General features: G+C 49.2%; 13 protein-coding genes. All 13 read left to right on the top strand.

The features are described 5' to 3' along the window. The first annotated feature begins 4 nt into the window (after positions 1 to 4). On the top strand, positions 5 to 1,840 hold the full coding sequence (gspD, locus tag OSQ85_RS06310) for a type II secretion system secretin GspD (RefSeq protein WP_265821993.1): 1,836 nt from the start codon (positions 5 to 7) through the stop codon (positions 1,838 to 1,840). Beyond that, entirely contained in the window at positions 1,837 to 3,294 is a 1,458-nt protein-coding gene (locus OSQ85_RS06305) for a GspE/PulE family protein (RefSeq protein ID WP_265821992.1), read from the top strand. The genes gspD and OSQ85_RS06305 overlap by 4 nt, the downstream gene beginning before the upstream one ends. Next, a complete protein-coding gene (locus OSQ85_RS06300; protein ID WP_265821991.1) occupies positions 3,294 to 4,490 on the top strand; it encodes a type II secretion system F family protein in 1,197 nt (398 codons plus the stop codon). Before OSQ85_RS06305 ends, OSQ85_RS06300 begins: the two co-directional genes overlap by 1 nt. A 167-nt stretch (positions 4,491 to 4,657) precedes the next feature. After that, positions 4,658 to 6,460, top strand: a complete 1,803-nt coding sequence (lepA, locus tag OSQ85_RS06295; RefSeq protein ID WP_265821990.1) for a translation elongation factor 4 — start codon at positions 4,658 to 4,660, stop codon at positions 6,458 to 6,460. A gap of 1 nt (position 6,461) precedes the next feature. Continuing rightward, positions 6,462 to 7,133, top strand: a complete 672-nt coding sequence (gene lepB / locus OSQ85_RS06290) for a signal peptidase I (RefSeq protein ID WP_265821989.1) — start codon at positions 6,462 to 6,464, stop codon at positions 7,131 to 7,133. Between the two features lie 91 nt (positions 7,134 to 7,224). After that, positions 7,225 to 7,548, top strand: a complete 324-nt coding sequence (locus OSQ85_RS06285; RefSeq protein ID WP_265821988.1) for a hypothetical protein — start codon at positions 7,225 to 7,227, stop codon at positions 7,546 to 7,548. Beyond that, positions 7,548 to 8,270, top strand: a complete 723-nt coding sequence (gene pyrH, locus OSQ85_RS06280; protein ID WP_265821987.1) for a UMP kinase — start codon at positions 7,548 to 7,550, stop codon at positions 8,268 to 8,270. Before OSQ85_RS06285 ends, pyrH begins: the two co-directional genes overlap by 1 nt. Next, complete coding sequence (frr, locus tag OSQ85_RS06275; protein WP_265821986.1) at positions 8,263 to 8,820, top strand: ribosome recycling factor; 558 nt, start codon at positions 8,263 to 8,265, stop codon at positions 8,818 to 8,820. Before pyrH ends, frr begins: the two co-directional genes overlap by 8 nt. Continuing rightward, positions 8,820 to 9,542 carry an isoprenyl transferase gene (locus tag OSQ85_RS06270; RefSeq protein WP_265821985.1) on the top strand — a complete coding sequence of 241 codons (723 nt, stop codon included), beginning with the start codon at positions 8,820 to 8,822 and terminating at the stop codon, positions 9,540 to 9,542. Before frr ends, OSQ85_RS06270 begins: the two co-directional genes overlap by 1 nt. Positions 9,543 to 9,672: 130 nt before the next feature. Next, positions 9,673 to 10,467, top strand: a complete 795-nt coding sequence (locus OSQ85_RS06265; protein WP_265821984.1) for a phosphatidate cytidylyltransferase — start codon at positions 9,673 to 9,675, stop codon at positions 10,465 to 10,467. 1 nt (position 10,468) lies between these two features. Further along, positions 10,469 to 11,572 (top strand): 1-deoxy-D-xylulose-5-phosphate reductoisomerase, encoded by a 1,104-nt coding sequence (gene dxr, locus OSQ85_RS06260; RefSeq protein ID WP_265821983.1) that lies wholly within the window; start codon positions 10,469 to 10,471, stop codon positions 11,570 to 11,572. Positions 11,573 to 11,579: 7 nt separating this feature from the next. Continuing rightward, positions 11,580 to 12,650 carry an RIP metalloprotease RseP gene (gene rseP / locus OSQ85_RS06255; protein WP_265821982.1) on the top strand — a complete coding sequence of 357 codons (1,071 nt, stop codon included), beginning with the start codon at positions 11,580 to 11,582 and terminating at the stop codon, positions 12,648 to 12,650. 207 nt (positions 12,651 to 12,857) lie between these two features. Beyond that, a complete protein-coding gene (locus tag OSQ85_RS14060) occupies positions 12,858 to 15,263 on the top strand; it encodes a flagellin N-terminal helical domain-containing protein (RefSeq protein ID WP_322874087.1) in 2,406 nt (801 codons plus the stop codon). Position 15,264 lies beyond the last annotated feature (1 nt).

Raw genomic sequence — 15,264 nt, 5'->3', positions numbered from 1 at the left:
TGAGATGAAGCGTTTTATAGTTATAGTTTTATTATTAGTCTCCTTTAATTCGTATGCGCAGTACGATGTGAACTTCAATAATATGTCCATGAAGGACTTTGTTAAATTCACGGCAGAATTTACCGGGAAAAACTTTGTCTACGATGAAAACGATCTGAGGGGACAGGTTACGGTTCAGACCGGAATGAAGATGAACTCCAAGGACGTTATGGACATCTTCTACGCCACGCTCGAACTGAACGGGCTTACTGCTGTTGACAAACAGCGCTACATCCAGATTGTAAAAAGCGGTGATGTGAAGTTCTACGGCGACAATTACATAAACAACATGACCGGCAAGGAGAACGGGTTTCTCACCACCGTTGTTTCCCCGAAAAACTTCAATGTGCGCATGCTTGTTTCAGTGCTCAAAAACCTCAGTTCCAGAAGCGGCAACGCAGATATACTGGTGGGGATGAACGCCATAGTTATCCGTGATTCGGCAGACCGCATCCAGAAAATTATGAGCATTCTCGACACCCTTGAGAGAGAGGCTGCCGGATACACTGTAAAAAGCATAGTGATCAAAAACGGACTTGCCTCAAATGTGGAGAAAATCGTCTCCAAACTTTATGCGGAGCTCCAGAAAAACTTCATGACCGCCGCCGACCCGGTAATAGTCGCGGATGACTATTCCAACGTGCTTGTAATCGCGGCCAAAGAAGGCGACTTTGAAAGAATAAACTACATCATAAATCAGGTTGACAGTTCAGCTTCGTCAGCCCATAGCCAGCCCAAAGTTTTTTATCTCAACAATGCCAACGCGGAGGATGTGGAAAAAGTGATGAACAAGCTCCTCTCCTCTGTTACAGACGCAAAAACTCAGGCTGTAGTGAAGTCTCAGGTTGCGGCGGACAAGGCTACTAACTCCATAATAGTTGTGGGTGATCAGGAGCTTTACCAGAAGGTTGAAGGGCTGATCGAAAAGCTCGACATACCCAGAAGACAGGTTTATGTGGAAGCGCTTATTATAGAAACCACTCTGGACAGCGGCAACAAGTTCGGTGTTGAGTGGCAGACAGCTTTGGGCGGCAAGAACGGCGTGGGCACTGTGGGTTTCGTCAATGACAACGGCGGACTCAACAGCTTTCAGAGTGCTGTGCTCGGCGACGGCAACACTCCTTCACTGGCGGGCGGCTTCAACTTGGGTATTCTTGGAGACATCATCAAGTATGACGGAGTGAGTTTTCCCTCTCTCAGCCTCCTTGTGAATGCCATCAAATCAGCATCCGGCGTGAATATTCTCTCAAACCCGCAGATACTTACTCTTGATAATGAAGAGGCGGAAATCTTTGCCGGTGAGAACAGGCCCTTCCTCACAAGTACAAAATATGACTCCAACAACAACCCCGTACAGTCTTATGACTACCGTGATGTGGGTGTTAAGCTGAAAATTCAGCCCCAGATATCCGCTAACGACTATGTTACTCTCTCCATAGAGCAGGAAGTCAAGAAGGTAAGTTCTGCAACCTTTGATTCCACTCAGCCTGTTACACTCACTCGTAACACCAAAACGAAGGTTAAGCTGAAAGATGGCTCAATGGTGGTTATCAGCGGCCTCATGAAGGACGACTCCTCGGAAGACCGTTCCGCAGTTCCCGGACTCTCAAAGATTCCGCTTATCGGATGGCTGTTTAAAAACACCAGCAAGTCTTATGAGAAAACAAACCTCATGGTGTTTATTAACGCGCAGATTATAAGCAGCCATGAAGAAGCAGAAGAGCTTTCCGAAAGGAAAAGACAGGAATCAGTAGACTTTAAAAACGAATCGAAGAAAACAATAGATAAGAGCTTTAAATGACAGCCTACGAAAAGGTACTTGAGCATTACCTTAAATTTCCAGACAGAAGCGACTTTGTGCCCGTTGCGGGCGGCGAAGACGAAGTGTCTCTTTTATACAGCGGAAGCTCCGGACTTGCAAAAGCCCGCTTCCTTACATTTCACCTCGGCGTGAACGCAAAGCTGGTATCTTCCGAGAAAGAGAAGATATTCGAGATTCTCGAAACCCTCGGCGGTGATGTCAGCGGCGAGGAATACGGCAGTGCGGAAGAAATTCTGGAGGACGCTGAGGGGAACATTCTCTCCGCGTCATATGACGATGCGCCCATCATCAAGCTGGTTAACCAGCTTATGATTCAGGCTGTTAAGAACGGAGCCAGCGACATTCACTTCGAAGGCAAGGACAACGCCTTTGCGGTGCGTTTCAGGGTGGACGGCAAGCTCAGCACAATCCGCCAGTTCCCTAAAAAAATGCAGGATTCCGTGATTGCACGTATAAAGGTTATTTCATCCCTTGACGTTGCAGAAACAAGGAAACCGCAGGACGGCAGGATAAACATGAAAATAGGCAACCGCACCATTGACGTGCGCGTTTCCACCGTCCCTTCCGTTACCGGCGAGAAGGCCGTTCTCCGTATCCTTGAGCGTTCAAAAAGCATGGCCACCCTTGAAAAAGTCGGCATGAGCGGACATAATCTGGAAATTTACAGGTCTGCCCTCAAACGCCCCAACGGGATTATACTTGTCACCGGACCCACCGGTTCCGGTAAAACCACAACGCTTTATGCCTCGCTCCTTGAGCTTGTTTCAGATGACACCAACATAGTCACAATAGAAGATCCGGTGGAATACCAGATGGAGAAGATAACACAGGTTCAGGTGAACCCGGCGGTTAATATAACATTCGCCAATGCTATCCGCTCCTTCCTCCGTCAGGACCCGGACATTATACTCGTGGGCGAGATCAGGGATGAGGAGACGGCGCAGGCCGCTGTTCAGGCCTCTCTCACGGGACACCTTGTGCTCTCAACTCTCCACACTAACGATGCGCCTACGGCTGTTGCCAGGCTCATAGATATGAATGTGGAGCCGTTCCTTATTTCGTCATCACTCCTCTGCACCATGGGGCAGAGGCTTGTGCGTAAAATATGCCCCAACTGCAAAACCGAGGTTGAGTCTGACGACTATGTTAAAAACTACTTCGCGGCAGAGGGCTTCAAACTGCCTAAGCACTATATGGGCAAAGGCTGTGACCAGTGCTTCAACACAGGCTATAAAGGCCGTACAGGTATATTTGAAATTATGACCGTGAATGACCCGCTCCGCAAAATGATCAATGACCGCGCCTCATCCACCGACCTGATGAAGGAGGCCAAGAAGCACGGCTACCAGCGCATGTTTGACTACGGCTACAGTCTGGTTAAGGAAGGGGTCACCACTCCGTGGGAGCTTATCGCTGTAACAAGGATTGATTAATGCCTACTTTCACATACACGGGCGTAAACAAAAGCGGAAAGAAGGTCAAAGGCGTTCTGGAAGGGGACACGAAAAACTCCGCCGTGGCGAGGCTCATGGCGGAAGGGGTTCTTGTTTCAGAAATCCGTTCAGTGCGCGATAAAAAGGGCTTTCTCTCGTCATTCCAGCTTTTCAGCGGCAAAGGCGCCGTGCCTGATATTTTCTTCCAGCTTTCCCTGCTGCTTAAAAGCGGCATTGCCCTTGTTCATGCCCTGAAAGTAATGGCAGGCTCCTCCGCAAGGGGGCGCATGCGCAATGTGGTCATGGATGTTGCGGGAACAGTTTCGGAAGGTAAAAGATTTTCCGATGCCCTCGCAAAATATCCGGACACTTTTGAGGAAATGTACATAAACCTCATCAGAACGGCGGAAGAGGTGGGCAGGCTGCCCGAAGTCCTCATGGATATTGCCCGTTTTGAAGAGGAAAAGAAAAAGGTGAAAGGCAAGCTCACCAGCGCGCTCATGTATCCTATGGCGGTTCTCATAATGGGCTTGGGTGTTGTGGGCTTCCTGCTCAGTTATGTCGTCCCCAAGCTTGAGGGGATCTTCGCTGCCGCAGGGTCGGACATTCCGGGAAGCACCAAGGCGCTGATAGCCATCTCCTCCGTGCTCCAGTCGTACGGTATTTTCATATTCATACTGATACTGGCCGCTGCCGTCGGCGTGCGCTGGTATTACCGCAACAACATTAAATTCAGAATGAAGGTGGATTCAAGACTGCTTGAAATCCAGTTTATAAACCATGTGCTCATCGCCCGCTTTGCCCATGTAGTGGCGTTTCAGGTCAGTGAGGGGCTTCCGCTTACCGAGGCTCTGGATAACGCTGCCAAGGTTTCTTGGAACAGGGCTTTCACTGCCAAGGTGGACGCTGTGGCGGATAAAGTGCGTTCCGGGGACAGGTTCTCGGATGCGGTCAAAAGGGTCGGCGGTTTTACTGAGCTTTTTGAAGCGGCTGCCACAACAGGGGAGCAGTCCGGAAATGTCGCCGAGCTCCTCGAAAGGGTAAGCTCATTCTTCGGCAAAAAGTCAGAGGAACTCACATCAAGGTTCGTATCAATTATCGAGCCTCTGTTTATAATGTTCATAGGTGTGATAATCGGATTCATCGTGATTTCGATAATGGATCCGCTGTTTTCGCTTAACACCCTCGTCAGATAATTTTTTACATTTGCACAGTTTTGTAGTATGAACATATTCGTTTGAATGAAGGTGTGTTCTGCTTTCATTTAAAGATGCAGCCCCGGCGGAACAAATCCTGCCTGCTCGGACGGGAAATTTTTCCGACTTTGAATAAGAAATTAAAAATACCCATATAAAAGGTTTAGATGAAAAAAGAGCTTATACGCAATTTCAGCATTGTAGCCCACATTGACCACGGCAAGTCCACCATTGCCGACCGTCTCATTGAGTTCACCGGCGGTCTTGACAAGAGGAACATGAAGGAACAGGTTCTGGACAGCATGGACATTGAGCGTGAGCGCGGAATTACAATCAAGGCGCAGACCGTGCGTCTCTTTTATAAAGCCGATGACGGCATAACATACCAGCTTAACCTGATCGACACTCCGGGGCATGTGGATTTCACATATGAGGTATCCAGAAGCCTTGCCGCATGCGACGGCGGCCTGCTTGTGGTGGATGCGGCACAGGGTGTGGAGGCGCAGACCATCGCTAACGCCTATATGGCGATAGATCAGGATCTTGAGCTTATCCCCGTGCTGAACAAGATAGACCTCCCCAGCGCTGACCCTGAAAGGGTCAAAAAGGAGGTTGAGGATATAGTGGGGATAGATGCCAGTGATGCAGTGCTGTCCAGCGCTAAGGATGGCATAGGGATCAAGGAGATCCTTGAAGCTGTGGTCAGGCGCATTCCCATCCCCAAAGGGGATGAAAACGCCCCGCTGAAGGCCATGATATTCGACTCATGGTACGACAGCTATCAGGGTGTCGTGGTGCTTATCAGGATAATTGACGGCACAGTGAAAGCGGGCGATAAAATAAAGTTTATGTCCACAAACCAGCACTACCTTATAGACAAGGTAGGGGTGTTCACTCCGAAACCACTTATGGTTAATGACCTTTCAGTGGGTGAGGTGGGTTTCTTCACCGCAGCCATAAAGGATATAAATGATGTAAACATCGGGGACACAGTTACTCTGGCACACAACCCCACTAAGGAGCCCTTTCCCGGCTTCAAAACTGTAAAGCCGGTGGTGTTCTGTGGCCTTTACCCTGTGGATTCGGCAGATTTTGAGGATGTGCGTGACGCTCTGGATAAGCTGAGGCTGAACGACAGCTCCATCACCTATGAAGCTGAGAGCTCTGTTGCTCTTGGCTTCGGCTTCCGCTGCGGCTTCCTCGGTCTGCTCCATATGGAGATCATTCAGGAAAGGCTTGAGCGCGAGTTCAACCTTGATCTGGTTACCACAGCCCCCACGGTTGTTTTCAAGGTGATGAAGACAAACGGAGAGATGATAGAGGTGGACAACCCTGCGGATCTGCCCGAACCTTCTGAGATAGATTTCATAGAGGAGCCTATAATAGCGGCGACCGTTATTCTGCCTGAGACGTATGTGGGCGGGATAATCCAGCTGATGGTTTCAAAACGAGGCACTCAGAAGAATATGCGCTACCTCACGCAGGGCAGGGTAATTCTGGAGTATGAACTCCCCCTCGGCGAAGTTGTCATGGACTTTTACGATAAGCTTAAATCGATTTCCAGAGGCTACGCCTCCTTCGACTATGAGTTTGCAGGTTACAGACAGGCAAACCTTGTTAAGCTTGATATACTTATAAACGGCGAGGCAGTGGACGCACTGAGCATCATAGTCCACAGGGATCATTCTTTCTACAAGGGGCGTGATCTGGTGGAGAAGCTGAAAGAGGTTATCCACAGGCAGATGTTCGATATAGCTATTCAGGCTGCGATAGGGAACAAAATCCTTGCCCGCTCAACAGTCAAGGCGTTCAGGAAAAACGTTATCGCAAAATGCTACGGCGGCGATATAAGCCGTAAACGCAAGCTTCTTGAAAAACAGAAGGCAGGTAAAAAACGTATGAAGCAGGTTGGCAATGTGGAGATTCCGCAGGAGGCCTTCCTCGCAGTTCTTAAGATAGGACAGGATTAAGATGGCAGAAAAAGAAGAAGTAAAGAACGCGCCGGAAACTACTGAAGAAAAACCTAAGAAGAAAAAGGACGGTTTTTTTGACTCCCTTGTTGTGGCGGTGGTCATTGCTCTGTTCATAAAAACTTTTCTTATACAGACATATACAATCCCGTCAGGCTCAATGCTGGACACTCTTCTCATAGGCGACTACATAATAGTGAACAGGCTTGCCTATAAGTTCGGCGATCCCGAAAGAGGGGATGTCATGGTTTTCGAATATCCTCTTGAGCCTGCAAAAAGCTTCATAAAAAGAGTTATAGGCGTCCCCGGCGACAGAGTGACGATCAGGGACAAACAGGTGTTCATTAACGGTGAACCCTATAACGAGGACTACAAGCAGATTAAGGACGATGCCTACTTCCCCTCAGAGCTCACCAGCAGGGACAATATAGATGAATTTACAGTGCCCGAAGGCAAATACTTCATGATGGGCGACAACAGGGATGCCAGTTATGACGCCCGCTTCTGGGGCTTTATATCGAAGGATATGATCAAGGGCAAGGCGCTTCTGATCTACTGGTCCCTCGAAACTCCGGAGTACGGTTCCCCTTGGTCTAAAATGCCTCTAAAGGCGCTGAGATTTCTCAACCCCAAGTATGACCGCTTCGACAGGGTCTTTAAACTCATTCATTGAATTTGAGTATGTTTCATGCAATAATCATTAGGATGGAAAGCGCCCGCACAGCGGTACTTTACGCCCGAAATGCGCATGAGGCGGTGAAGGTATGGGAACTTTTATAAGGGTTATTATTTTTATCATCGTGCTTTACGTGGGAGCAGCGGCGGCCTTGCCCTGGGTCAAATATAAAATGTTTGAAAACGCGTTTAATAACGCCGTGGATTCCTCCAAGCTGGAAAATATTCCGGTAAACATTTTAAAAGCTGCCGAGGACGCAGGCATCCCAATCACTCAGGATGATGTCATCATTGAAGAATATGTTGATAAACGCAAGTATTCCGTAACCTATGAGGCTGAGGCGGAGCTTCCGTTTAAAACACTTAGATTTACATATACTGTAGAAGGCTATAAAAATATCGAGGCTGAATAATGGAGCTTAAATACAAACGGGTGCTGCTTAAACTGAGCGGCGAAGCCCTCATGGGCGAAGGCGAATACGGAATAGATGTCGATACGGTGAATTTTATCGCCCGTGAGGTAAAAGAGGTTCAGGAACTCGGTGTAAAGGTCGGCATAGTTGTCGGCGGCGGCAACATTTTCAGAGGCGTTTCAGAGGCTTCCAAATCAATGGACAGAGTCACTGCTGACTATATGGGAATGCTCGCCACGGTGATCAATGCCCTTGCATTACAGGATGCCCTCGAAAACCACGGCTGCGCAACCCGTGTGCAGACCTCAATAGAAATGAGACAGATAGCCGAACCCTTCATCCGCCGCAGAGCTATGCGCCATCTGGAAAAAGACAGAGTGGTGATTTTCGCTGCGGGAACCGGCAACCCGTATTTCACGACTGATACGGCGGCAACCCTGCGCTCCTCGGAGATCAATGCGGAAGTCGTGCTTAAGGCAACCAAGGTTGACGGCATATACGACAGCGACCCGAAGAAAAACCCGTGCGCTGTGAAATACGAAAGCATAAACTACCTTCAGGTGCTCAACGAAGGGCTCAAGGTAATGGATTCCACAGCGATTTCCATGTGCATGGATAACGCTATGCCCATAATAGTTTTTGACATATACGGCAAAGGAAACATGAAAAAGATAATAACAGGCGAAAAGATAGGAACAATAGTGGAGGTTGATAATGCTTAACAAAGCGCTTAACGAAGCATCATCTAAAATGGAGAAGGCTCTTAACCATCTTAAGGATGAGTTTAAGGCAGTGAGAACAGGCAGAGCCTCCGTTTCCGTTTTTGACAACGTAAAGGTTGACTACTACGGAACACCCACACCCTTAAGCGGTGTAGCTACCTTAAGTGCGCCCGAACCCAGACTTATCCTCATCCAGCCTTGGGACGCAAGCCTTATCCCTGCTATAGAGAAAGCGATTATGGCCAGCAACCTCGGCTACAACCCCCAGAACGACGGTAAAGTAGTGCGCATCCCCATCCCCCAGCTTACGGAAGAACGCAGAAAGGAATTTGTAAAGCTGGTCAAAAAAATGGGGGAGGACACCAAGGTTGCAGTGCGCAACATCCGCCGCGATGCCAATGACGAGCTGAAAAAGCTGGAAAAAGATAAAGCCATCTCCGAGGACGACTGCAAAAAAGGGCAGGATAAGGTTCAGGAAATCACAAACGATTTCGTTAAGAAAATTGATGCCGCTCTTGATCACAAAGAAAAAGAGATAATGGAGATCTGATGCCCGACATACTGCCCGTTCATCTTGCGATAATCATGGACGGAAACGGCAGATGGGCCAAGCAGCGGAAAATGCCCCGCATAATGGGGCATAAAAAAGGGGTGGATGTTGTCAACAAGGTAGTGCGCCACGCCTCAAAACTCGGTATAAAATACCTCTCCCTGTTTGCCTTCAGCATGGAAAACTGGCAGCGCCCCGGCGATGAGGTCAGCTTTCTTATGCGCCTTCTTGATGAATATATCGAAAAAGAGCTCAATACCATACTGAGAGAGAATATCCGTTTCACCGTAACAGGGAACATGGAGATGATACCCGAAGGAACCCGGAACAAGCTTATGAATGCCTCGGACAGATCTGCGGATAATACAGGCATGACACTGAACCTTGCCCTCAGTTACGGCGGCAGGGCTGAGATAGCAGATGCTGCGCGGCAGATAGCCAGACTTGCAGCGTCAGGAAAACTCAGGCCGGATGACATAAACGAGGATAACTTCCTCCAGTTTATGTATCATCCGGAAATACCCGATGTGGATCTGCTGATCCGCACCAGCGGCGAACTGCGCATAAGCAACTTTATGCTCTGGCGCATAGCCTACAGCGAGCTGTACTTCACAGGCAAGCTCTGGCCGGACATCACGGAAGAGGACATAGACGAAGCCATAGAGGACTTCGCCGGACGTACCCGCCGTTTCGGCAAAACTGACGATCAGGTAGATATTTAACGGCTTCCGTGCCGTGCGCAGCGAAGGGCGGTTTATCCGCCCGCGAGTGTGTGCGTTAATCCGACAGGATGTACGGATTAACGCTATCAGGATAGACTGTTTTATTTTTTTTTAAACAAGGTAGGTTTTAGTGAGCAACAGGCTGACACGTATTTTAACGGCACTTGCCGTTATGCCCCCTGTGATAGCGGGCATAATATGGCTTAATGATATAATGTTTTTTCTCATACTCCTTCTGCTGATTATGGGCGGAACATGGGAGTTTTACAAGCTGCTCACAGCAGACGGAAAGCCGCTTCTCGCCTTTCCTGTGATGACCGGAGCGGTGCTTATCCCCACGGGGTTCTTCCTCGGCGGGACATCAGGCGCGCTCTTCGGGCTTTACCTCGCCTCTGCCATGGTGTTCGTTATCAAGCTGTTCGGCAGGGCTCCCCTTGACGACACATACGAACACCTTTCAGTCTCCATGATCGCAATAATGTATTATCCGTTTTTTATGTCTTTCTTCATCCCTCTCAGGGAAATAGATTTCCACTGGCTTTTTTATCTCTGTGCAATAATCTGGTTCAGTGATTCCTTCGCCTACTTTGTCGGTGTTATGTTCGGCAAAAGGAAGATGTACGAGCTGATCAGCCCCAAAAAAAGCATGGAAGGGCTTGCCGGTGGTTTTGCCGGGGGCATAGCCGGTGCGTTTCTTTACACCCGCTTCTTTATGGAAGTTCCTTTTATCCATGTGCTGGTATCCTCTGTTCTCCTCACAGGGGCCGGTGTGGTTGGTGACTTAGTGGAGTCCATGTTCAAACGCAAAAGCGGAATCAAAGACAGCGGCACTGTTTTCCCCGGTCACGGCGGAATATTGGACAGGACGGATTCCATAGCCTTCGCAGCACCGATCCTTTATTTTTATGTGATACTGGCGGTGTAGTGTGAAAAGGATTGCGGTAATAGGTTCCACAGGGTCGGTTGGCAGGCAGACTCTGGATGTTGTCCGCCGCAACAGGGAGCTTTTTGATGTGGTTCTGCTTTCGGCAAACTCCAACAAAGAGCTTCTTGATTCCCAGTGTGCCGAATTCGGCGCGAAGAAATCATGCCTCACACAGGGAAACAGCGAAGGGCTTGTCGCCCTGCTGAACGAAACGGAGGCGGATCTTGTTCTCATCGCCGCTGTGGGCGCTGCGGGGATATTACCCGCATATGAAACAGTGAAGAAGGGGACTGATATAGCCCTCGCAAATAAAGAGTCCATAGTAGCCGCGGGCAGACTGATTCTGAACGCTGCCAAAAAAAGCGGTGCAAGGGTCATCCCCGTTGACAGCGAGCATTCAGCCATTTACCAGTGCCTCATGGGGCAGAAGAAGGAGCATGTGGCGAAGATTATTCTCACTGCTTCCGGAGGTGCTTTCCGCAAGACTCCCAATGATGCCCTTGAGTTTATGGGGGTTGAGGAAGCGCTCAGACACCCCAACTGGAGCATGGGCAGCAAGATCACTGTGGATTCCGCAACAATGATGAACAAAGGGCTTGAGCTTATCGAAGCCCGCTACCTTTTTGATATAGAGCCGGACAGGCTGGATGTGGTGATACACCCTCAGAGCATTGTCCACTCCGCAGTGAGCTACACCGACGGCAGCATGCTGGCGCAGATGGGCTATCCGGATATGCGCACCCCCATCTCCTTTGCTCTGGGTCTGCCGGAGAGGATAGAGAGCGGGGTCAGGCAGCTTGATCTGTGTGAAATATCCCGGCTTGATTTCTTCAAGCCCGATCCGGATAAATACGGATGCCTCAGAATTGCGTTTCAGGTATTGAAAAAGGATATGAACGGTCCTATGATTGTAATGAACGCGGCAAATGAAATTGCTGTTGAACATTTTCTGCGCAAATCAATCAGTTTCATAGACATAGCTCCGGTTATAGAAAATGTGCTGGACTCCTTCGGCGAATGCACAGCGGAAGGTATGGATGAAATACTGGATCTGGACGGAGCCGCCAGACGCAGGTGCAGTGATTTAATAACGGCTCGGAGATAATTGCGAAATGATTCAGGCGATAATACTTTTGGGACTGCTCATTTTCTTTCATGAGCTTGGCCACTTTCTGGTTGCGAAATACTTTAAGGTATATGTTGAGAAGTTTTCCATAGGTTTCGGCCCCAAGCTTTTCTCATGGAAAAGGGGCGAGACAGAATACATGCTTTCAGCTATCCCGCTGGGCGGTTACGTTAAAATGTACGGCGACGGACCGGACTATAATTCAGAAGGCGACACGGAAGGCGCACCTGAAATGAAAGCGAGAGCATTCAACAACAAGCCTCTTTACGCCCGCGCCCTTATTGTTTTTGCAGGGCCGCTTGCCAACTTTCTTCTGGCTGCCGTGGTTTATGCGCTGATCTTTATGGCGGGTGTTCCCCGCTCCACCGCTGTCATAGGCGAAATAATGCCTGATATGCCCGCGGCTGAGGCCGGGCTTCTGGAAGGGGACAAGGTTGTCTCAGTGGACGGAAACCCTGTGGTCTTCTGGGATGAAATGAGCTCTTACGTTGTGGAGCGTCCCGGAAGGGAGATAGTTTTCGAAATCCAGAGGAACGGGGAGCGTATGGAAATCGTCGTTACCCCGAAAGAGAGCATGCAGAAAAATGTTTTCGGTGAGGATGTGAAGGTTGGGCTGGTCGGTGTCAGGGTATCCGGCGATTATATAAGGGTCAACTACGGCTTCTTCCCCTCACTTAAGATGGGTGTGGAGAAAACAGCGGAAGTCACAGGGCTGATCATCACAGGTGTTGTTAAAATATTCCAGAAATCCGTTCCGGCTGATTCCATAGGAGGTCCTATCATGATCCTCCAGATGGCAAAAACGTCAGCGGATGAAGGGGTGCTTATGCTTCTGGGGCTTATGGCCGCCATAAGTGTCAACCTTGCCATACTGAACCTGCTGCCTATCCCTGTGCTGGACGGAGGCCATCTTCTTTTCTACGCAGTCGAGGCTGTCACCAGAAGACCCGTGAGCATAAAAATCAGGGAATATGCCAATATGGCGGGGATGATGCTGATATTCGGGCTGATGTTCTTCGCCTTCTATAATGACATAGTCCGCATAATAAAAAGCTGACAAAACCGCAGAGCGGTAAATATATTTTAAAGGGCGGGGGTTTTCCTCCGCCTTTTTTTGTATAGAAAAACGATTGCGGTTCAGTCACTTACAAAAAATATTATTTTTTATGAGTTTTTTTTCTAAAGATCTGATCAACTCTGTACGATTGTGAATATGCGCAAGGAAGCGCGAGATGCCTCTATTGAAAGAATCAAGGAGGATGACATGGCACTCACAATTTATCAGAACGTGATGTCTCTGAATACGCAGAGATACCTCGGACAAACTCAGAACCAACTCAGTAAGTCTCTTGAGAGACTCTCATCAGGTCTGCGAATCAACCACGCAGCGGACGATGCTTCCGGCCTGGCGATATCCGAAAAACTCAGAGGACAGATTACCGGTCTCAAAAGAGCGTCAATGAACGCTCAGGACGGTATATCAATGCTCCAGACCGCAGAAGGCGCCCTCGGCGAAGTAAGCTCCATGCTTCAGCGCATGAGAGAACTCGCTGTTCAGGCCGCGAACGGTACGTACACTTCAAACGACAGGATCGAAATCCAGAAAGAGGTTGATCAGCTTAAAGACGAGATCGACAGGATCTCCACATCAACCGAATTCAACACCAAGAAACTTCTCAACGGTGACGGAACCGCTCTCTGGTCTTCAAGCAGCGACAAGATCAAAGCTATCATCAGAGACAACGTAGCCGAAGGGAACTACAAAATCGAGCTTAACACTCAGGCCGGACAGAACCAGGTTTTCAAAACCGATATTATGACCCTGAAAGACGGGATAATCGGCGCTGAAATAGTAACCTCAGGCGCATCCGGCGGAAACCTGACAAACGTATCTTTTGTCAGCGATCCCGAAACTATGCCCACTACAGGCACTGCGTACTTCAGTGTTGTAATCAGCGGCAACGGAGTTGTAGCAACATCATCAAGCACAGTCCAGACTCTGGCATACTACGGACAACCCGGCTCTTCCTTCCTTGTGAGCAACGTAACGGCAGCCTCTACAGGCGGCAGAAGCGGTTATATCGAAGTTGAATTCACCTCCGGCGCAGAAGCGGGTGATACAGCGAGTGTAACCCTTAATGTAAGATTCATTGATGCCCTCACAGGCACAGTGGGTCAGTGGGTCAAAGTAACCGCAGCCTACACGGCGCTCACATCATCAACATATACTGTGGACACAGCCGCAGCGGGTCTTCAGAACTCAGCCGGCAACACCATAGACATAGACTTCAGCTTCACTCTTTCAGCCAGCGGCTCAGTGCAGACTGGAGATAAGGTTCTTTTCTCCCTCTCCGGCGGTGTCGCGGCAGACGGCAACTATGCGGGCTCAGGCGGCGGTTCTATTCAGATTACCGGCGGCCCCGTAGGGCAGAACGGCCCGACTATTTACTTTACAGCTCAGAACTCGCTTACGCCTCCCGATAACGGCGATACCATTACCGACTATAATCAGGTTAAGGTTTATTATGCTCAGCTTAACACGCAGACAGGCAACCTTGACCTCGGTAATATCACGCTGAACTTCAAAGAGCTCTCAAACGATCAGGCGACCCCGAACGGGCGCACCATGACGGATGCCTTTGACCTTGATGTCACAGGTGCGGGTGAAGCAGCCACAACCACTACCAAGCTGAAAGACATAAGCGTCTTCACTGATGCCGACGGCAATAATATTTTCAGCAACAAGCAGGAACTTACCCTGTGGGGCAATGGCAAAAGCACCACCATATACCTCCAGGGCGATGATACAATAGCCGACCTTGAAAAGAAACTTGAGGAAGCTATTGTTAAACTCGGAATGGGTTCCGATTCCGCCAGTGTAAACAGCCACCTCGTGGATTATGTTTCCATGCCCTCAAACAGCGGCCCCAGAAGTGTTAAGGGTACATTCATAATCCAGACCGCTCTCACGGGCGAGCAGGGTGAACTGGCTTTCAGCGGCGATCAGGCTCTTATAGACGCTTTTTCTCTCGCTCAGATTCAGGAATCCAAAAACAACACAACAACTGTGACAGTGAAAGATGCTCACACAGGAAAGCTCATCGGTGTTGATGAAACCAGTGACGACAGGGTTTACGGTATAATCGACGGAGTGGAAATCGTTATAGATTCCCGTGCCGGCGTGACAGAAGTATGGAACCCCGTTACACAGAAAATCGAATTTGCGACCGACACCAGTGCCGCCGCGAAGGAACATTTCCTCCATGTTGTTGATAACTCCACCGATCTCCAGATCGGAGCGAATCAGGGACAGGCTCTCTCTGTTTCCATTCCCCAGCTTGATGTAGTGGGGCTTGGAATTGAGAATATTACCCTTGTTTCCCAGTCGCTTGCGCAGAGAGCTATACCCGATATAGATGCCGCTCTTAACAAAGTGGTTACTGTAAGGGCTACAATCGGTGCGCAGATCAACAGACTTGAATACACCATCACGAACCTTGATACGGCAAGAGAGAACATGACTGCCGCCGAATCACGCATACGCGACCTTGACGTTGCGGATGAAATGGCGACATTCACAAGGTATCAGATCCTCAGCCAGTCAGGCACAGCAATGCTTGCACAGGCTAACCAGATACCCCAGATGGCTCTTCAGCTTCTTCAGGGTTAGT

The organism is Geovibrio ferrireducens, assembly GCF_026226615.1.
Classification (GTDB): Bacteria; Chrysiogenota; Deferribacteres; order Deferribacterales; family Geovibrionaceae; genus Geovibrio; species Geovibrio ferrireducens.
This window is presented reverse-complemented; position numbering and strand designations above follow the sequence as displayed.

What these genes read in the sequence shown, in the direction of transcription:
- gspD (WP_265821993.1), top strand. Translation starts at nt 5, where the DNA reads ATGAAGCGTTTTATAGTTATAGTTTTATTATTAGTCTCCTTTAATTCG.
- pyrH (WP_265821987.1), top strand. Translation starts at nt 7,548, where the DNA reads ATGGAGCTTAAATACAAACGGGTGCTGCTTAAACTGAGCGGCGAAGCC.
- frr (WP_265821986.1), top strand. Translation starts at nt 8,263, where the DNA reads ATGCTTAACAAAGCGCTTAACGAAGCATCATCTAAAATGGAGAAGGCT.
- OSQ85_RS14060 (WP_322874087.1), top strand. Translation starts at nt 12,858, where the DNA reads ATGGCACTCACAATTTATCAGAACGTGATGTCTCTGAATACGCAGAGA.
- lepB (WP_265821989.1), top strand. Translation starts at nt 6,462, where the DNA reads ATGGCAGAAAAAGAAGAAGTAAAGAACGCGCCGGAAACTACTGAAGAA.
- lepA (WP_265821990.1), top strand. Translation starts at nt 4,658, where the DNA reads ATGAAAAAAGAGCTTATACGCAATTTCAGCATTGTAGCCCACATTGAC.
- OSQ85_RS06270 (WP_265821985.1), top strand. Translation starts at nt 8,820, where the DNA reads ATGCCCGACATACTGCCCGTTCATCTTGCGATAATCATGGACGGAAAC.
- rseP (WP_265821982.1), top strand. Translation starts at nt 11,580, where the DNA reads ATGATTCAGGCGATAATACTTTTGGGACTGCTCATTTTCTTTCATGAG.
- OSQ85_RS06305 (WP_265821992.1), top strand. Translation starts at nt 1,837, where the DNA reads ATGACAGCCTACGAAAAGGTACTTGAGCATTACCTTAAATTTCCAGAC.
- OSQ85_RS06285 (WP_265821988.1), top strand. Translation starts at nt 7,225, where the DNA reads ATGGGAACTTTTATAAGGGTTATTATTTTTATCATCGTGCTTTACGTG.
- OSQ85_RS06300 (WP_265821991.1), top strand. Translation starts at nt 3,294, where the DNA reads ATGCCTACTTTCACATACACGGGCGTAAACAAAAGCGGAAAGAAGGTC.